At 62.6% G+C, this 16,801-nt stretch carries 18 protein-coding genes and 1 tRNA gene; 5 read left to right on the top strand and 14 right to left on the bottom strand.

The window, feature by feature from the left end; translation table 11 throughout:
* Positions 1-127 precede the first annotated feature (127 nt).
* The 3 genes from X743_RS153830 to X743_RS153840 all read right to left on the bottom strand — a co-directional run bounded on the left by X743_RS153830 (position 128) and on the right by X743_RS153840 (position 1,895).
* Positions 128-715 carry a GNAT family protein gene (locus X743_RS153830; RefSeq protein ID WP_023766067.1) on the bottom strand — a complete coding sequence of 196 codons (588 nt, stop codon included), beginning with the start codon at positions 713-715 and terminating at the stop codon, positions 128-130.
* A gap of 119 nt (positions 716-834) precedes the next feature.
* The gene (gene rpmA, locus X743_RS153835) at positions 835-1,104 is read right to left on the bottom strand and encodes a 50S ribosomal protein L27 (RefSeq protein ID WP_013892455.1); all 270 of its coding nucleotides are present in this window, start codon (positions 1,102-1,104) and stop codon (positions 835-837) included.
* A 98-nt stretch (positions 1,105-1,202) separates the two neighbouring features.
* On the bottom strand, positions 1,203-1,895 hold the full coding sequence (locus X743_RS153840) for a 50S ribosomal protein L21 (protein WP_023766066.1): 693 nt from the start codon (positions 1,893-1,895) through the stop codon (positions 1,203-1,205).
* 334 nt (positions 1,896-2,229) lie between these two features.
* Between X743_RS153840 and X743_RS153845 the strand changes: the two genes are divergently transcribed.
* Positions 2,230-2,319 (top strand) — tRNA-Ser (locus tag X743_RS153845).
* Between the two features lie 71 nt (positions 2,320-2,390).
* On the opposite strand, the gene X743_RS153850 is transcribed toward X743_RS153845, so the two are convergent.
* Positions 2,391-3,530, bottom strand: a complete 1,140-nt coding sequence (locus tag X743_RS153850; RefSeq protein WP_023766065.1) for a hypothetical protein — start codon at positions 3,528-3,530, stop codon at positions 2,391-2,393.
* A 281-nt stretch (positions 3,531-3,811) separates the two neighbouring features.
* Positions 3,812-4,456, bottom strand: a complete 645-nt coding sequence (locus X743_RS153855) for a hydrolase (RefSeq protein WP_023766064.1) — start codon at positions 4,454-4,456, stop codon at positions 3,812-3,814.
* Positions 4,457-4,609: 153 nt separating this feature from the next.
* On the opposite strand from X743_RS153855, the gene X743_RS153860 reads away from it, so the two are divergent.
* The gene (locus tag X743_RS153860; protein WP_023766063.1) at positions 4,610-5,503 is read left to right on the top strand and encodes a LysR family transcriptional regulator; all 894 of its coding nucleotides are present in this window, start codon (positions 4,610-4,612) and stop codon (positions 5,501-5,503) included.
* A gap of 87 nt (positions 5,504-5,590) precedes the next feature.
* Here the strand turns inward: X743_RS153860 and X743_RS153865 are convergent, their stop codons facing one another.
* The 3 genes from X743_RS153865 to recQ all read right to left on the bottom strand — a co-directional run bounded on the left by X743_RS153865 (position 5,591) and on the right by recQ (position 9,128).
* Positions 5,591-6,217, bottom strand: coding sequence for a LysE family translocator (locus X743_RS153865; RefSeq protein WP_198028438.1), 627 nt, complete (start codon positions 6,215-6,217; stop codon positions 5,591-5,593).
* 144 nt (positions 6,218-6,361) lie between these two features.
* Positions 6,362-6,532, bottom strand: a complete 171-nt coding sequence (locus tag X743_RS0136030; RefSeq protein ID WP_198028437.1) for a hypothetical protein — start codon at positions 6,530-6,532, stop codon at positions 6,362-6,364.
* 760 nt (positions 6,533-7,292) lie between these two features.
* On the bottom strand, positions 7,293-9,128 hold the full coding sequence (gene recQ / locus X743_RS153870) for a DNA helicase RecQ (RefSeq protein WP_023766060.1): 1,836 nt from the start codon (positions 9,126-9,128) through the stop codon (positions 7,293-7,295).
* A gap of 214 nt (positions 9,129-9,342) precedes the next feature.
* Between recQ and X743_RS1000000173305 the strand changes: the two genes are divergently transcribed.
* Positions 9,343-9,951 carry a GNAT family N-acetyltransferase gene (locus tag X743_RS1000000173305; RefSeq protein ID WP_348625899.1) on the top strand — a complete coding sequence of 203 codons (609 nt, stop codon included), beginning with the start codon at positions 9,343-9,345 and terminating at the stop codon, positions 9,949-9,951.
* Here X743_RS1000000173305 and X743_RS153880 read toward each other — a convergent pair.
* Complete coding sequence (locus X743_RS153880) at positions 9,848-10,375, bottom strand: hypothetical protein (protein WP_156934426.1); 528 nt, start codon at positions 10,373-10,375, stop codon at positions 9,848-9,850. The genes X743_RS1000000173305 and X743_RS153880 overlap by 104 nt on opposite strands.
* Positions 10,376-10,561: 186 nt before the next feature.
* Here X743_RS153880 and X743_RS153885 point away from each other — a divergent pair, with 186 nt between their 5' ends.
* Positions 10,562-11,983 (top strand): coniferyl aldehyde dehydrogenase, encoded by a 1,422-nt coding sequence (locus X743_RS153885; RefSeq protein ID WP_023766057.1) that lies wholly within the window; start codon positions 10,562-10,564, stop codon positions 11,981-11,983.
* Between the two features lie 231 nt (positions 11,984-12,214).
* Here X743_RS153885 and X743_RS153890 read toward each other — a convergent pair whose 3' ends face one another.
* Positions 12,215-13,249, bottom strand: a complete 1,035-nt coding sequence (locus tag X743_RS153890) for an AraC family transcriptional regulator (RefSeq protein ID WP_084555509.1) — start codon at positions 13,247-13,249, stop codon at positions 12,215-12,217.
* On the opposite strand from X743_RS153890, the gene X743_RS153895 reads away from it, so the two are divergent.
* Entirely contained in the window at positions 13,237-13,839 is a 603-nt protein-coding gene (locus tag X743_RS153895; protein ID WP_245264224.1) for a cupin domain-containing protein, read from the top strand. The two genes, X743_RS153890 and X743_RS153895, sit on opposite strands and share 13 nt — an antisense overlap.
* Before the next feature lie 126 nt (positions 13,840-13,965).
* Here the strand turns inward: X743_RS153895 and X743_RS153900 are convergent, their stop codons facing one another.
* Genes X743_RS153900 through X743_RS153915 form a run of 4 tightly spaced genes read right to left on the bottom strand, consistent with a single transcriptional unit; the run spans position 13,966 to position 16,724 of the window.
* Complete coding sequence (locus tag X743_RS153900) at positions 13,966-14,304, bottom strand: cupin domain-containing protein (protein ID WP_023766054.1); 339 nt, start codon at positions 14,302-14,304, stop codon at positions 13,966-13,968.
* Between the two features lie 14 nt (positions 14,305-14,318).
* Positions 14,319-15,083 carry a 2-dehydro-3-deoxy-D-gluconate 5-dehydrogenase KduD gene (gene kduD, locus X743_RS153905; RefSeq protein WP_023766053.1) on the bottom strand — a complete coding sequence of 255 codons (765 nt, stop codon included), beginning with the start codon at positions 15,081-15,083 and terminating at the stop codon, positions 14,319-14,321.
* Positions 15,080-15,931 (bottom strand): 5-dehydro-4-deoxy-D-glucuronate isomerase, encoded by an 852-nt coding sequence (gene kduI / locus X743_RS153910; RefSeq protein ID WP_023766052.1) that lies wholly within the window; start codon positions 15,929-15,931, stop codon positions 15,080-15,082. The genes kduD and kduI overlap by 4 nt, the downstream gene beginning before the upstream one ends.
* 22 nt (positions 15,932-15,953) lie before the next feature.
* The gene (locus tag X743_RS153915; protein WP_013892439.1) at positions 15,954-16,724 is read right to left on the bottom strand and encodes a FadR/GntR family transcriptional regulator; all 771 of its coding nucleotides are present in this window, start codon (positions 16,722-16,724) and stop codon (positions 15,954-15,956) included.
* Positions 16,725-16,801 lie beyond the last annotated feature (77 nt).

Genomic DNA, 16,801 nt, shown 5'->3' with positions numbered 1-16,801 from the left:
TTCAGGTCAGGCCGAGTCGAAAACGATGGTTTCCGAGAACCGGAGCGGAGCGGACATGAAGTCCGTGAGCACCGGAAGCGCAGAAAACCATCGTTTGCAGGCCGGCCTCACCTGAATATCGTCCCATCTAGAAGTGCACCCAGTTCCGCAGGCTGATCCAGGTCTTGCGATCCAGCCGATAGCGCTCGACCGGCACCTGGCCGGCGACGATCGAGTTCAACATTCCCTGGCCGGCATACTGGAAACCGCATTTGTGGATGACCCTGCGCGAGGCCGGATTGATGACCCGTGTCGAGGCATGCAGCACCTGGATCGAGGTCTTCTGGAAGGCGAGATCGACCAGCGCGTGGGCGGCTTCCGTCGCATAGCCCCTCTTCCAGCAGGGCTCGCCGATCCAGTAGCCGAGCTCCAGCCCGCGATCGGTGGTGTTCAAGCCCGCGCAGCCGACGAAGGTGTCGGTGCCGGCCAGCGTCAGGGCATAGACGATGCCTGCGCGACGCGACTTGGTCATGGCGAGGAAGGCGCGTGCCTCGGTCTCGCCATAGGGGTGCGGCATGCGCGCCAGCATTTCGGCGACATGGCGGTTGTCGGCAAGTTCCACCAGTTGCGCGACATCGCTTTCGCAGGGCGCCCGCATCACCAGCCGCTCGGTGACCAGCACCGAACAGTCTATCGCGTAACTTTCGTCGTCGGTGTCTTCCGCTTCGGCAACCATTAGAAGTCCTCCAGGCACAAGAAAAAGGGGAGATGGAAACCCATCTCCCCTGATCCTTTTCCTGGTTTTGCCAGACACCGGTTCCCGAGATGGGCGCCGGTGTTCTAGTGCGGAACCGGCTACTCCGCGGCTTTGGTAATCGGATTGACCGATACGTAGGTTCGGCCGTTGGCTTTCTTGTTGAACATCACGGCGCCGGATTCGAGCGCAAAAAGCGTATGATCCGTGCCCATGCCGACATTGACGCCGGGGTGCCAGGTCGTGCCGCGTTGACGAATGATGATGTTGCCCGGGATGACGGCTTCGCCGCCGAACTTCTTCACGCCCAGACGCTTGGAATGCGAGTCGCGACCGTTGCGCGACGAGCCGCCAGCTTTCTTGTGTGCCATCTAACTAACTCCGTTGCGCCGCAAGGCGCCTAAAAGGCCTTATGAACGCGTTCGCGTTCCGTTTCAAGTCCGATCCGGCGACCCAGTCGCCGGAAAAATCACTTCTTCGCCAATTCCTTGGCCTGTTCGCGCCAGTCCTTGATCTGGTCAGCGCTGAACGGCATGTGCTCGTCGATCTTGGCGACATCCTTTTCGGTCAGCTTGGCGAGCTGCGCGAAGGTGATGATGCCCTGCTCGGCGAGATCCTTGGCGGCGACCGGGCCGATGCCCTTGATCACGGTCAAATCGTCCGGCTCGCCCTTCGGCGCCTTGAACAGCGGCGCGGCGGCGGGCTCGGCGTTTGCGTCGTCCTTCGGAGCAGCTTCCCTCTTGGCCTTGGCTTCCTTCGGCGCGGCCTCGGCCTTTGCCTCGGAGGCCAGTTCGGCCTTGGCTTCCTTCTTCGGCGCCTTCACCGCTGCCGTCTTCGTCGGCTTTGCGCCACCCAGCAGGATCTCGGAGATCCGCACGGTGGTCAAAAGCTGGCGATGGCCGATCTTGCGGCGCGAATTCTGACGGCGGCGCTTCTTGAAAGCGATGACCGTGCGGTTCTTGCCCTGCTCGACGACTTCGGCGGTGACCAGAGCGCCATCGACGAACGGCGCGCCGAACGTGACGTTTTCGCCCTCGCCATGCGCGAGCACGTGGCCGATCTCGACGATATCGCCGACATTGGCTTCGACTTTTTCGATCTTCAGGAGATCGTTGGCGGCGACGCGATACTGCTTGCCGCCCGTTTTGATGACTGCGAACATTTTTTGCCTTTCGCTGTTCGGTCGGCCTTGATGAACCGCCTCTGGCGGTTCGGCCGTCTTTTTGTCAGTCTGCGGGTTCAAAAAACAAGCGGCGCGGAAGAACCCTCCACGCCGATTGCGCGCTGTCCCTAACCGAAGGTTGAGCGCGAGTCAAGGCAAACGGCCCGATTCCCTGGCCCCGACGAACCGGCTGGCATCGGCTGCCGGGGACGGATGATCTCGATCCCGGCCGGACCCGGACGGCAAGCTGAATTTCCCGACGGATTTGGCCTTGTAACCTGCCCGTTCAGCCGTTATCTAGTGCGCCGCGCCGGCAACGGCCGACCATGACCGCGGAGAGGTGGCAGAGTGGTCGAATGCACCGCACTCGAAATGCGGCATGGGTGCAAGCCCATCGGGGGTTCGAATCCCTCCCTCTCCGCCATCCTGCTTCGCTCTTCGAGCTTCGCAAGATTTGGTGCGCCGGTCGCGCGAAGCGGGATGCCCTCCGAAGCTTCAGCGTAGGAGGGCGGCGATCCCCAGACGTTCGATGAAGCGGCCCTTGCCAGCGTGGCGTTCCCGGATCGATTGAAGCCGGAGATGAAATTCCTCTGTCGCACCCTGTTTTTCTGCAAGCACCAGAAGATCCGAAAGAAGAGCCACCGCCTTGTCATAGCCGGCGGGGTTGCGACGCCCGATTTCATCCTCGACATCCCTCCATACGTTTTCTTCCCCTCGGCGGAGAATGCCTTCAAGCCGAACTTGGCGAGCCTTCTCGGCCGCTTCCGCCTGAAGTCGCCGCTGCATCTCCGCCAATTCTGCCTCGCGGTGCTCACGGGCAAGACGGATTTCACGTGCCCTGGCTTGCAATTCGGCCATTGTGCGTGGAACGGCGACCGCGGCCGGGGGCTGCAAGCGCGCCCGGACCATGGCTCGCAGTTCCGCCGACGCATGCGGCTCGCCATCGAAAACTCTCACCAGCAGGCCGGTTTTCTCGGCATCGGTCATCGCGGTGATTGTCCGTTGAACCATATCTGGCGAAGCGCCGTCCCGATCAGCGGCAGCACTTCGCTCCGTCGCTGCCTGGACAAGATCGTAGTCGATGCCGAAGAACCGGGCAAACGCTTCGAGCGCATCTGTCAACGGTCCGATGCCCGACATCGGTTCCGGCTCATTGGGCTCGATCGCCTCCATTTCGGCAGCCATCAGCCAAAGCAGATAGAAAAGCCGGAGGTCGCCTGAGAGCAGGTCCGCCCGAAGCGGTCCCATGGCTGTTAGCCAACGCTCGTCGTCGCCCCAATCCTCGAGCTCCAATTCGTCGCGGGAGATACTCAAAATGACGTTCTCGCCGACCATCCTGAGCGAGACGCCGTCGGTCCCCTCGAAAAAGGCGCAGAGACGCTTCCGGTCGACCAGCCGGGCCGGCAGCTTCATCATCAAGCGGCGTGAGCCCCAGTTCGCCAGGTAAAGATGAAGATCGAAACAGCGCTCCATGAGCTCGTCCGGATCGCCCTTGAAGTCACCCCATTCATAGAAATTGATGAAGCTGGTGGCCGTGATCCGCGCCCGTGTCGACAGATCCCGCAGGGCCGCGCGATCCGCGACGCTGAGCGGTTGATCGATCGCCTGGAACTCGTAGTATTGATATTCGCTCATTGCCGCTCAGACCGGATGCCGGAGGACATCAGTTTCAACGATTCGCGGGGTCTCCGCGAGAGCTACATCAGCGTGGAGTCGACACCAGAGCATGATCCAGGCCAAGGGTGAAGGCGGGAGGCATCGAGGAACTCCGCGAGTTATTCAAAGGCGGCGGGTGGGATCACACGCAATCGCCGCACATGAGTGGATTTGTTTCGGCAGAAGGCTTCCCTGGGAGGTGAGGGAGGCGAGGGTCGGCAACGGATCGATTCCGGCCCTCACCGCCATGCCGGCCGGGATCAGCCGGCTACTGGCGTGTTGAGAAGCTGCTGCTCCCAAAGATACGCGATGCCGCTGCCGCCGAAGTGCTGGATGAGAATCTCGGCCAGCTCCTCGACATGCTCGGTGCGCGCCCAATCGCGTTGACATTCGCCAGCGAGCGCCATCACGGTCATCACGTTCGCGCCGGCCGCGATCATTCGCTGGATGGCGACTTCGTGAGACTCCTTCGAGATCCCGCCCGACGCGTCGGTGATCACGGTCACGTCCCAGCCTTCGCCGGCTGCCTGGATCACAGGCATTGCGACGCAGACCTCGGTCCACAGGCCGGCGATGATCAGCTGCTTGCGGCCGGTCGCCTTGACGACGTTCACCACATTCTCGTCCTGCCAGGTGTTCACCCAGGTGCGATCGATGACTTCCTGGTCCGGAAATACGTCGGTGACCTGCTTGAAGAGCAGTCCACCGCGCGCCGCGATCACGCTGGTGAGAATGGTCGGAACATTGAAGGCTTTTGCCAGCTTCGCCAGCGCGGTCGTGTTGTTCACCACCATGTGCGGATCGTGGCTGTTCAGGTTTGCGAGCTGATAAGGCTGGTGATCGATCAGAACGAGGACCGAGTCTTCGGGGCGAAGAAGCGAATCGAGGCCGTTACGATGGTTCATCAAGACTTCCTTTCTCTGCCGCCATGGACGGCAATAGGTTCACGGGAGACATGCGCCGGCGGGCGACGTTGCCTGGCCGCAATTTGCTGTTCCTCTTGGTGATGCGGTAGTGTCACATTCAGGCAAGCTGTGTCGCGAAATGAGGAACGCTGGATGGACATCGAAGACCTGCAGACATTCGTCGCAGTGGCCGATGCAGGGGGCGTATCGGCCGCCGCACGCCGGCTCGGCGTCTCCAAGTCAATCGTCAGCCGGCGGCTCTTCAGGATCGAAGCCGAGCTTGGCGTCCAGCTCCTTGCACGAACAACCCGCGGCGCGGCACTCACGGAAGCGGGAATCACGTTCAGGGACCATGCGGCCCGAGCCAGCGCCGAGATCGATACCGCCAGGGAAACGATCCTCCCCACAGGCGAGCTGCGCGGTCGTTTGAGGGTCGCAATGCCGCTTACTTTCGGGGCGACTCACTTCGCCCCCGTGCTTGCGGAAATGGCGCGCCTGCATCCAAGACTTCACATCCATACTTCCTACAGCGATCGCTTCGTCGATCTCATCGCGGAGGGTTTCGATTGTGCGATCCGCAGCGCCTATCTTCAGGATTCCAACCTGATCGCGAAACGCGTCGGGCCGATCCATGGAAAGCTTGTCGCAAGCCCGGATTATATCGAGCTACACGGATCACCCGAGACCCCGGATGAACTCATCGCCCATCAGGCCCTGATGCAGGGAACGGAAGGCTGGCAGTTCATGGATGGCGGCAGGATTGTCACGGTTCAGCCGCAGGGCAGGTTCAAGGCCGACAGCGCCACCGCGCTTGCCGTGGCGGCGGCGGCAGGTCTCGGCATCGCCTGGCTTCCCGATTGCATCACATATGACTATGTGGCCTCGGGCGCGCTGGTCCCGATCATGAAGCGCTATCCGGTACCTCCGGGGGCGGCGTATGTCGTCCGCCCGCCGGGTCAGCATCCCACGCGGAAAGTGCGGGTGCTCACCGAAATGCTGACTGAGTATTTCAAACGGAACCCGGATCTTTGGGGTCTCGACAGCTAGGGAAGGCTATGGAGAGGGATAGCGTAGCTATTGTTCTCCGTTCATCGTTCTCGGCCGCCATTGCCACAGCGTCGCCTCGGAGCCACCTCAAAGATGGCCCAGGGCCTGCAGGATGAGAACGCTCGAAAGAACGAGCAGGGCAAGACCATAGAATCGATCGATCCACACGGCGTTGGGGCCGGCCAGGAGCTTGACCGCCCGCGAGCCAAGGGTTGCGTAGAGCATCAGCACCAATACATCCGCCACTGCGATGATGATGGCCAGAACGGCATATTGCATCGCAATCGGCTCATTGGTGTCGACAAAGGGTGGCAGGATGGCGGGGAAAAACAGCCAGGCCTCGGGGTTCGTGACCGCCACCACGAAGCAACGCAGAATGAGGGCCTTGGTCGACTTGGTCTTTTGGAGAATGGCGGGATCGATTGCAGGTCGGGACGCGCCGGAGAGGCGGAGCGTGCGGACCGCGACGAAAAGCAGATAGCCGGCGCCAACCATCCTGAGCGCGGAGAGATAGAGTTCCGAGGCCAGCAGAAGCGCGCCGAAGCCGAGCCCAACCATGCAGATGAGGACGAAGTCGGAAAGCACCACGCCGGCCATGGCAATGAAGGCGTTCCTGACGCCGTAACGTGAGCCGTTGGTGATGGCCAGCACGACATCCGGCCCTGGAACCGCCATGCCGAGCACTGATACGAAGGCGACCGTCACGAGCGGCATGTTCTCCATGCGGCTGTGTAGAGTGCCCGGTACCGGTCTTCCGTAACCGATTTCACACAGTCGCCGCTTGCCTGGCGATCACGCAAAATGGCGTGGCGCTTGTCACTGACGCGGATTTGCTGCCGTCGCTCGATCAATCCCGCACTAAAATCCGACGACAATCCAAGGATTGGTCTCGTATCCGAGGCGCGGTTTTTCCGGCGTTGCTCCATCCGGCAATTTGGCCGTACCAGTCAAACTGCAGTCCAGCTCCGGCACCGGCTTCTTGGCCGAATGCTTGGCAGAGCACAGGGCCGCGGCGTCACTGACCACCATCTTTTTCTCCTTGGCCGCAGCGACACCAGTCGCAGCGATTACAATCGCCACGCAAAATATAGCCACTCGCATCGTACTTCCCCATGGTTGCGCATCCTCAAGATGCTGGGGCATGACGTTACGTCACTTTTATATTAGCGCAAGTGAATATTGTGGCTGCCAGCGATAACCATCGACACCGCCGCTTGCCCTCTCGACCGCCGTCCTGCTTTTGTTGGTCCTGGCTCTGCCAGCGAGCAGTCCGTGATCACGCCACAACGCTCGCCCTTTGAATCCGTCATGTCTGCAGGCGCGGCGGATCTGATTGTCCGCTTGGCCGGCGCCAAAACCCCATGGCTCCCACCCCTTGGCACCGGCCGCCTTTCTCCAGTCCGCCGGCTGTCTGCGACGCATTGCCGGCCACCGCCCCATTAACGACCTTCATGGATTAGGGCCTAAAGGCCAAGCTGGGGGTTTAGCTTGCATGGAAAATCGCCAGCACAGATTCTACTGTCACATTGAATGCGACGGTTCGTGGAGGGTTGGGATTGCGCCGCCGATCGGGCGGCACGGTTAGGCGGTGGCGACCTTCTCGGATGCACTGCCCAAAGGGCCGAAGCTGCCGAACACGTCCTAACGAGAATTTACGAGGGCGGACTTGATGCAGTCGCTATCCGCATCGCCGGGGTTGTCAGACCTTCCAGTTCGGCGTGATCGATTTGCTAGACTCACGGCGATGGCGGCCTGTCGGTATAGATGTAATGCCGGCACGGTAAGGTCCTCAGGCCGACCCATCGGACTGGTGCGCCGCGATTGCCGCGAGAAAAGCCTGGCCGAACTCCTTGAGCTTCGCCGCCCCCACGCCATTCACTTCGGCGAAGGCGTCGAGATCGCGCGGGCAGCGTTCGGCCATGTCGATCAGCGTGCGATCGGAAAACACCACATAGGCCGGCACCTGGCGTTCCTTCGCCAACCGCAGCCGCACGGATTTGAGCGTGGCAAGCAATGAAGCATCGACGCCTTCGGCTCCCGAACCCTCGGCCGCTCGCATCTTGCGCAAGGCTCGGACGCGCACCTCGACGCGGTAGTGGAACGCCACCTCGCCCCGGCCGAGCGCATGACCCTTCTCGGCGATGGCGAGGCCGCCATGGCCGCTCGGGTCCGGTTCCAGGAAACCGCCAGCGACAAGCTGGCGGATCAGCGACATCCAGAAATCCTTCTTGTGCGCCACACCGCTGCCGAAACTGGCAAGCCTCTCATGACCCCTGGCCAGCACCTTCTCGGTTTCATGTCCGGTCAGGATGTCGATGACATGGGCGGCGCCGAAGCGTTCGCCGCTCTGCGCGACCGCGGCCAGGATGATGCGCGCCTCGGCGGCGCCATCGGCGCGCGGCACCTGGTCGAGGCAATTGTCGCAATTGCCGCAAGGCTGGGCTTCCTCGCCGAAATAGCCGAGCAGCACCTGGCGGCGGCATTGCGCCGTCTCGCAATAGCCGATCAGCGTGTCGAGCCGGCGATGCGAGCGCCTCTTGTGCTCGGGCGACGCATCCTCGTCGTCGATGAACAGCCGGCGCATGCGGATGTCGCCAAGGCCGAACAGCATATGCGCCTCGGCCTCCCGCCCGTCGCGGCCGGCGCGGCCGATCTCCTGATAATAGGCTTCGAGGCTGCCCGGCATATCGGTGTGGAAGACATAGGCGACATCGGGCTTGTCGATGCCCATGCCGAAGGCGATGGTCGCCACCATGACGACACCCGAGAGCGTCATGAAGGCGTTTTGGTTCGCTTCGCGCGCATCCTTGCTCATGCCGGCATGATAGGCGAGCGCGGTGACGCCGTTCTTCTCCAGGAAAGCCGCCATTTCCTCCGTCTTCTTGCGCGACAGGCAATAGACGATGCCGCTGCGGCCGGGATGCCGCTCGATGAAGTTGAGCAGCTGGCGCTTGCTGTCCTGCTTGGCCGCGATGGCGAGCTTGATGTTGGGCCGGTCGAAACCCAGTACCAGCGTTTCGACACGCTCGGCGAACAGCCGGACGGCGATGTCGGTGCGCGTGCTCTCATCCGCGGTCGCCGTCACGGCGATGATCGGCACTTTCGCAAAAATGCCGCGCAGCCGCGACAAATCCTCATATTCGCGCCGGAACGCCGGGCCCCATTGCGAAATGCAATGCGCCTCGTCGATCGCGATCAGGCTGACATCGAGCCGCGAGAGCGCCTCGAGCATGCGCTCGGTCATCAGCCGCTCCGGCGCCAGGTAGAGCAGCCGCGTCTGGCCCGAAGCCACGCGGCGCCAGGCCGCGACATTGGCATCGCGGTCGAGCGAGGAATTGATCGTGTCGGCGGCGACGCCTGCCAGCCGCAAGGCGGCGACCTGATCCTGCATCAGCGCCACCAACGGCGAAACGACGATGGTGAGCCCGCCCAGGACCAGCGCCGGCACCTGGTAGCAAAGCGACTTGCCCGCCCCCGTCGGCATCACGGCCAGCACATGGCGCCCGCCGAGCAGCGCGTCCATGACATCGGCCTGGCCGGGCCGGAAATCGTCGAAGCCGAACACGTCCTTCAGGACACGCCGCTTGGGATCCTCGGCCCGCATGCTCGCAGCCTGTGCCGGCATCAGGCGGACACCGGATCGGAAGCGATTTTTCGGAGATTGGAGAGGATGGGGAAACCGGTCAAAATGCTCTCCTTTCGATGCCCTGGAGTAGCGCAGCCGTCAGGCAACCACAACGCCTCTTCGCAGGAACACGCGAGACCGCATGGCTGAGAAGCCGACCTAGCCTTGTTCACAAGTGACGGAGACAGTCCGTGGAGAGCCGCCATAAGCCGTCATGACGTGCAAGGTTCGCGTTGCCCGGGAAAGCGATGCCGCCGACATCAGCGCGGTGATCTTGCGCCCTTTGCGGGAGAGCAATGCCAGGGATTCGCCTGAGATCATCGCGCGAGTGCAGCCGAGCTTCAGTCCGTCCGCCGTGCTGGAATTGATGGGCAAGCGTGACGTCTTTGTCGCCACGATCGCCGGCCGCATCGTCGGAACCGCCAGCCTCGACGGAGAGGTGATCAGAACTGTGTTCGTCGCTCCCGATGTCCAGGGACAAGGCGTTGGCAGGCGACTGATGGCCGAGAGCGAACTGGCCGCGCGAAAAGGCGGGATGAAGCTGCTGACTGTCTCGTCATCCCTTACAGCCGAAGCCTTACGTCAGGCTAGGCTTCAGGGCCGTGCGCGACAGCTACCACGGCGAAGAGCGCACCATCATCATGCAACGCGCGCTCACATAGGCCCGCAATGGCGATTGCCTTGCGACGATAGTTGCAGGCCGCCCGCAGCCGCTGGCATCATTCCCGGCTGCCGCCTTGCTCCAGTTCTTCATAGAAGCGCCGAGCCGCCTTTTCCTTCTTCAGCCGATAAGCCTCGGATCGGCGATCGAACTCGGCATTGAGGGCTTTCGAGAACTGCAGCATGCAGAAGCAATAAGCGGTGAGTGCCGCCAGCAGCAGAATAAGCAGCCCGAACGCCATTTGGCCATATGCGACGACAGCTATTCCAAGCACTCCCTCGAGCAGGGTCGCGAGGCCAGCCATCGCTGCAAGGAAAATTTTCGCGGGTCGCGATCCCTTCAGGAAGTAGTACGCGCCGATGACATAGGCGACACTCGAGATGGCGCTGACGATATTCGGTGACTGGCCAAACATCAGCAGAGCGATTGAGGATATAGTCCCGATCGCACCCGTCACAAAGAAAATGACGGCCACCGCCAGCATGTGATGTTTTGCGTTCATATCCGCCCCCCTGGTCTGTCCGCAATCTTTGTCCGTTGCGCGCCCATGCAGCATATCGACTGAGGCGTCGTCCAAACGACTCATCTGCAGCTCATGGTAACCCCGCTTGTTCTCGCATAGGATGCATTAGATTGTCTCTGCACGCAAGAGCTTCAGGGTTGTCCCCGGCAACGATCGGTCACGAACACCTTCCCCTGCGACACCTGCACCCCGCTGGATTCCTTCACGCGCTAGGATGTAAGCTTGGTCAGGCGAGCCAGGGAGGGCACGATGCTGCAGGTGAGACAGGACATCCTCGGCGAGCGGTTCCAGCTGCAGCGTGCCGCCTTCGAGAAGCAGCCCTTTCCCGACATCGACGTCCGCAAGGACCGCCTGAAACGCCTGCTGGCGCTGACCGAGCGGCATGAAGCCGACATCTGCGCGGCGATCGACATCGATTTTGGCGGCCGCTCGACGCACGAGACGCGCCTTGCCGAACTGTTTGTCGTGCGTGCCGGTATCCGCCACGCCCTGTCCCACCTGAAAGGCTGGATGCGGGAGCGCCGTGTCGCCACCACCTTGCCGTTCCTGCCGGGCAAGAACCGCCTCGTCGCGCAGCCGCTCGGTGTCGTCGGCATCGTCTCGCCCTGGAATTATCCTTTTCAACTTGCCGTCGCGCCAGTGACGGCAGCCCTTGCCGCCGGCAACCGCGTGCTCGTCAAGCCGTCCGAACTGACGCCTGCTTTCTCGGAGCTGCTCGCCAAACTCGCCGGCGAGCATTTCGCCCCGGATGAGCTCAGCGTCATCACTGGCGATGCCGAGATGGGGAGGGCATTCGTGTCGATGCCGTTCGATCATCTGCTGTTCACCGGCTCGACCGCGGTCGGCCGCCAAGTGGCGATCGCGGCCGCCGCCAACCTGACACCGGTCACGCTCGAACTCGGCGGCAAGTCGCCGGCCATCTTCGATCCGTCCTGCGACTTCGACGCGGCGGCGTCCAGCATCGCCTACGGCAAGCTGTTGAATGCCGGACAGACCTGCATCGCGCCGGACTATCTGCTGGTGCCCAGGGGACAGGCAGGCACGGTCGCCGCCAAGCTCGCAACGGCGATCGCGCGGCTCTACCCCTCCCTGCGCGACAATCCCGACTACACCGCCATCATCAGCGACCGGCATTACCAGCGCCTGCGCGACATGATCGCCGAGGCCCGCGAAGCCGGCGCCGATGTCACGGAAATCAACCCGGCCGGCGAAGATCTCGGCACCACCAGCCGCAAGCTCCTGCCGACACTGGTCTGCAATGCCAGCCCGGACCTGCGGCTGATGCGCGAGGAGATTTTCGGGCCGGTGCTGCCGATCGTCGAATACGCCACCATCGACGAGGCGATCGACCATGTGAACCGGGCCGACCGCCCGTTGGCGCTCTACTGGTTCGGGCGCGACAGCGGCAACCGCCAGCGCATCCTGCACGAAACCGTCGCCGGCGGTGTCACCATCAACGACTGCATGCTGCATCTGGTGCAGGAGAACCAGCCCTTCGGCGGTGTCGGCGCCAGCGGCATGGGTGCTTATCACGGGCAATGGGGTTTCCGCACCTTCAGCAAGGAGAAACCGGTCTTCCTGCAGTCACGCCTGAGCGCGGGCGCCCTGCTGCGCCCGCCCTACGGCAAGACGTTCGAACGGCTTTTCGGCCTGCTTCAGCGGATCACCTGATCAAACGCCGTGATCTCCGCGCATTAAGTTTATATTCACCATCATTCGGCAGGTTTCCAATCCTGCGGTGAATGTTTTGAGTACCGCGGCGCCACGAGCGCCCAGGCAACAAACCCGCGCTCCTTGGGGCGCGGGTTTTCATTTTTGAAAAACCGTCGCCAAGCCGGCCCGCTTCCGCCGCTGGCGGCTCGAGGATTTCTGTCCTGCCATCGATGATCGCCTCGAAGCGGCCTAAGGCGAAGCGGATTCTAAGGCAAGGCCCGCACGGCGGCCGGTCCGTTCTCGCCATTTTCCTGGTGTGATGCCGGTGACGCGTTTGAAGGCGCGACTGAATGCAGCCTCGGATTGATACCCCACGCCGGCGGCGATACTTGCGAGACTTTCATGGCCGAAACGCAGGCGCTCGCCAGCCAGTTGAATCCTCCAACCCGTCAGGTATTCGATCGGCGGGCGGCCGAGCAGCGCGTTGAACCGCTCCGCAACGATCGTGCGCGATGAGCCAACCTTGCCGGCAATCTGACCGACGGTCCAATGGCGCGCTGGATCGGCGTGGAGAAGCTGCAACGTCCTCCCGACAATCGGATCGTTCAGCGCGGCGAACCAACCCTTTGAGCCGGGTGGAAGCCGGGCAACATGGCGCCTCAGCAGTTCGACGAACAGAAGCTCCATGAGCCTTCCAAGCATCGCCTGTGAACCCGGCGCCGCCGCCTCGACATGCAAATCGATTTCCCGCACCGTCGAAGCGATCAGGGTGCCTACCTTGTTCTCCGACACCTTCTCTACGATGAGCGCCGGAAGTGTGCGGAACACCGGCGCGAACAGGAATTCCGAAGACTCGAGGAAGCCGCAGATCATGCGCAATTCGTCACCGCCGCCGCCGTAGTTGACGGTCCACATTCCCTCGATCCGACTGGGCTGCACAATTTCTCCGGCCGCAGCCATCACCAGCGGCTCACCCTTCCAAAACCTGTGATGGCCAGCGAATGGCAGGAACAGCAGATCGCCAGCAGTGACTTCTCGCCGCTCGCCATTTGCGGCCTCGAAAGTGCAGTTGCCCGCTACGATGAAATGGAAAATGCTTATGTGGCGCAGGCAGGCCATGGGGCTGACCGGGTCATAGTATTTCGGGGCCACGACGCCGAACGGCGCGCTGAAGCAGGCGTTCAGAAAGACGGAGCCGGTCAGCCTTACGGCTTTCAGCATTTCCGACAGCAAATCCGGCCCATGGTCCGGCGTCCCTGTATGTAAATCCGATGTTGCAGTCATTGCTGAACCTGAAGTCTGGCGGCTACACCTCCAGAACGCTGCAGCTCGACAGATTAATCCCGCATCACCCGATGCGCGATCTTATCAACCTCCAGCTTGGCAAAAAGACTTTTCTGCAAACCAATGGAGACACCAGGATGTTGAAATTAGCCTGCACACTTGCACTTCTGCTGGCTGGAACAGCGCCCCTGCTTGCTGATGATATGCCAATGAATGCCGACGGCATCAAATGGGGTCCTGCTCCTGCCGTCCTTCCAGCTGGCGCACAGTTCGCGGTTGTTGCCGGCGATCCGTCAAAGGACGGCATCTATGTGCTGCGGCTGAAGATGCCCGCAGGCTACAAAATTCCCGCGCACAACCACCCTACCTCGGAATACGTGACGGTGATTTCCGGCAACTTTCATATCGGAATGGGTGACAAGCTCGATGAGGCGAAGGGCATCGAACTGACGGCTGGCGGTTTCGGCGTTGCCCCGGCTGGAATGAACCACTTCGCTTGGACGACGAGCGATACGATTATCCAGGTTCATGGCGAGGGGCCCTTCGCAATCACCTACGTCAACCCGGCGGAAGATCCGAGTAAGAAGTGATGATTCACTGGCCACCTCCATCGATGGCGGGCCCGCGCCTCTCCGTAGGGGTGCGGGCTTTTCCTTTGCGAGATGGGCTGGAGCAAAGCGGCGCGGGCGCCTTTGGCACGTATTGATTCCGCTCGATCAGGCGAGGAAATCGGCCCTGTGCGGCGTGAAGCTGTCGACCAGCCGCCCTGCTTCCAGTGCCTTGACGCCGTGCACCAGACCGGATGGCACGATGAAACTGCCGCCAGTCTCGACGATCTCGGTACGGCCATCGATCGTCACCTCGAAACGACCCTCGGCGACATAGCTTGCCTGGACATGGGGGTGCGAATGCAGGGTGCCGATGCCGCCTTTGTCGAAGCCGAACTCAACCAGCATCAGCTCGTCGGTATGGAGCAGAACGCGCCGCCTGTTGCCGTCCGGCGTCGGCGTCCACGCAGCTTCGCCGGCATAGGCGAAAATCTTCGGCTTGGTCATCGTTGTCTCCTTGGCTATCGCGCCAGCCAACCGCCATCCACCGGCACCACGGCGCCGTGCATGTAGTTCGATGCCGGTGCCAGCAGGAAGACGGCGGCGTCGCCGATGTCTCCCGGTTCGCCCCAGCGGCCGGCCGGGATGCGCCTCAGTATGGCCGCGCTGCGGTCGGCGTCGGCGCGCAGCGCTTGCGTGTTGTTGGTCTCGATATAGCCCGGCGCGATGGCGTTGACGTTGATGCCCTTCGATGCCCATTCGCAGGCAAGCAGCCGGGTGATGCCGAGCACGCCATGCTTCGAGGCCGTGTAGGACGCGACGCGGATGCCGCCCTGGAAACTCAGCACCGAGGCGATGTTGACGATCCTGCCCCGGCGCCCGTTGGCAAGGACACGCCGGGCAAAGGACTGGCAAAGCAGGAAGGCGGTCTTCAAATTGACGTCCATGACGTCGTCCCAATCGCTTTCGCTCAGATCGATGGCGTCGGCGCGCCGGATGATGCCGGCATTGTTGACCAGTCCGTCGAGCGGCCCGTTTTCTTCCCACACCCGATCCAGCATCGGGCCGGCATCCGCCGTGTCGGCGAGATCCGCCTTCACCGCCTCGAATTGTCCGCCCAGGGCGGCGATCCTGCCTGCCGTATCGTCCATCGACGAGCGGCCGACGCCGACCACCGCGCCGCCGGCACGGGCAATCGAGATGGCGATGCCCTGGCCGATCCCGGTGTTGGCGCCGGTGACCAGGATACGCTTGCCGGCCAAGCTGAAAGCGGAAAGATCGCTCACCGCAAATCGTCCATCGCCACCGGGTCGACGTCGGTATAGTCGACATTGTCGCCGGCCATCGCCCAGATGAAGGCGTAGTTGGAGGTTCCGGCGCCCGAGTGGATCGACCAGCCTGGCGACAGCACCGCCTCCTCGTTGCGCATCACGATGTGGCGCGTTTCGTCCGGCTCGCCCATGAAGTGGAAGACCCGCGCCGTCTCCGGCAGATCAAAATAGAGATACGCCTCCATGCGCCGGTCATGCACATGGCACGGCATGGTGTTCCAGATCGAGCCCGGCGCAAGCTGCGTCATGCCGACGACGAGCTGGCAGGTCTTTGTTCCCTCGGCATGGATGAACTGGAAGATCGAGCGCTCGTTGCAGGCCTCCTTGCTGCCGAGATCGAGGCGCTTGGCGTCATCTAGGCGGATCAGCCGGCTGGGATGGGCCTGGTGCGCCGGCGCGCTGAGCAGATAGAATTTCGCCGGCGCATCCTTGTCGGCGGAGGCGAACGACACATCGCTACTGCCCATGCCGAGATAAAGCATGTCGCGCGTTTGCAATTCGAAGGATTGGCCGCCTGCTTTCACGCTGCCGGCGCCGCCGATGTTGACGACGATCAGCTCGCGGCGGTCGAGAAAGTTTTTCGTCCCAGTCGGCTTGATCGCGTCCAACGGCAGCGGCGCTCCGGCCGGCACGGCGCCGCCGACGATCATGCGGTCGTAATGGGTGTAGGTCAGGCTGACCCGGCCAGGCCGGAACAGGTTTTCGATATGGAAATTGTGGCGCAGCTCATCGGTTCCCATCGCCGCGGCGGCGGCCGGATCGATGGCAAAGCGCGAGGTGAAATCGGTATGGCTCTGGCTCATGACTGTCCTGACTTGCAATGGGTTATTCGCCGGCGGCCCTGACCGTATCGGCATAAAAAGCCTGCCTGGCGTGCAGGCGCTCGCGGTAGCGCTGCTGGCTGGCGGTGAGGTGCTTGCGCATCGCCTCGCGCGCGGCTTCGGCGTCGCCTGAGGTGATTGCGTTCAGGATAACCAGATGCTCGCGCTGCAGCCCGCGCTGGTAAGAGTCGGACTGCGCCAGTTCGGTCGACCAGGGCGAGGTCACGTCGCACGGAATGGCGCGCCGGCCGAGCACGTCGAGCATCTCGACATAGAACGGATTGTTGGTGGCGCTGGCGATGGCGCGGTGGAAGGCAAGGTCGGCCGGCCCGGTCGGCTCGCTGGCGAGCAGCAGCCGCTCGAACTCGAAGAAGGCCTCCTGGATCGCCGCTTCCTGTGCGGCGTTGCGGCGGATGGCGGCGAGCCCAGCCGATTCGATCTCGATCGCCAGGCGCACTTCGAGCACGTTGAGGGCGATCGAATCCTTGGCTCCCATGTCGGCGGCCAGCGCCCCGAACATCGTCGAGATGTGCTCGGTGACGAAGACGCCGGCGCCCTGGCGCGGCTCGACGAGGCCGTCGGCGGCAAGCTTGGCCAGGGCCTCGCGGATGACCGTGCGGCTGACGCCGAAAGTCTCGGTCAGCTGCCCTTCGGTCGGCAATTTGTGGCCGGGCAGGATTTCCCCCGCCTGCAACTGCCTGCGGATCGCCGCGATGACGGTCTCCGACAGTTTTGGTTTTCTTTCGACCCTGAGGTCGGCGACGGTATCGGACACGTGACCTCCTAATGGAACGGACCCGGTGGTGGAAAAGGCCCTTAGTGGAAAAGGCCCCCCTAGTGGAAAAGGCCCCC

Source organism: Mesorhizobium sp. LNHC232B00 (genome assembly GCF_000502435.1).
In the GTDB taxonomy this organism is placed as follows: domain Bacteria; phylum Pseudomonadota; class Alphaproteobacteria; order Rhizobiales; family Rhizobiaceae; genus Mesorhizobium; species Mesorhizobium opportunistum.
The sequence above is the reverse complement of the archived record's forward strand: the minus strand, read 5'-3'. Positions and strand labels throughout refer to the sequence as shown.

Coding starts and splice junctions, on each gene's coding strand:
- X743_RS153830 (WP_023766067.1), bottom strand. CDS start 715: ATGGTTGCCGAAGCGGAAGACACCGACGACGAAAGTTACGCGATAGAC.
- rpmA (WP_013892455.1), bottom strand. CDS start 1,104: ATGGCACACAAGAAAGCTGGCGGCTCGTCGCGCAACGGTCGCGACTCG.
- X743_RS153840 (WP_023766066.1), bottom strand. CDS start 1,895: ATGTTCGCAGTCATCAAAACGGGCGGCAAGCAGTATCGCGTCGCCGCC.
- X743_RS153850 (WP_023766065.1), bottom strand. CDS start 3,530: ATGAGCGAATATCAATACTACGAGTTCCAGGCGATCGATCAACCGCTC.
- X743_RS153855 (WP_023766064.1), bottom strand. CDS start 4,456: ATGAACCATCGTAACGGCCTCGATTCGCTTCTTCGCCCCGAAGACTCG.
- X743_RS153860 (WP_023766063.1), top strand. CDS start 4,610: ATGGACATCGAAGACCTGCAGACATTCGTCGCAGTGGCCGATGCAGGG.
- X743_RS153865 (WP_198028438.1), bottom strand. CDS start 6,217: ATGCCGCTCGTGACGGTCGCCTTCGTATCAGTGCTCGGCATGGCGGTT.
- X743_RS0136030 (WP_198028437.1), bottom strand. CDS start 6,532: ATGGTGGTCAGTGACGCCGCGGCCCTGTGCTCTGCCAAGCATTCGGCC.
- recQ (WP_023766060.1), bottom strand. CDS start 9,128: ATGCCGGCACAGGCTGCGAGCATGCGGGCCGAGGATCCCAAGCGGCGT.
- X743_RS1000000173305 (WP_348625899.1), top strand. CDS start 9,343: ATGACGTGCAAGGTTCGCGTTGCCCGGGAAAGCGATGCCGCCGACATC.
- X743_RS153880 (WP_156934426.1), bottom strand. CDS start 10,375: ATGAGTCGTTTGGACGACGCCTCAGTCGATATGCTGCATGGGCGCGCA.
- X743_RS153885 (WP_023766057.1), top strand. CDS start 10,562: ATGCTGCAGGTGAGACAGGACATCCTCGGCGAGCGGTTCCAGCTGCAG.
- X743_RS153895 (WP_245264224.1), top strand. CDS start 13,237: ATGTTGCAGTCATTGCTGAACCTGAAGTCTGGCGGCTACACCTCCAGA.
- X743_RS153890 (WP_084555509.1), bottom strand. CDS start 13,249: ATGACTGCAACATCGGATTTACATACAGGGACGCCGGACCATGGGCCG.
- X743_RS153900 (WP_023766054.1), bottom strand. CDS start 14,304: ATGACCAAGCCGAAGATTTTCGCCTATGCCGGCGAAGCTGCGTGGACG.
- kduI (WP_023766052.1), bottom strand. CDS start 15,931: ATGAGCCAGAGCCATACCGATTTCACCTCGCGCTTTGCCATCGATCCG.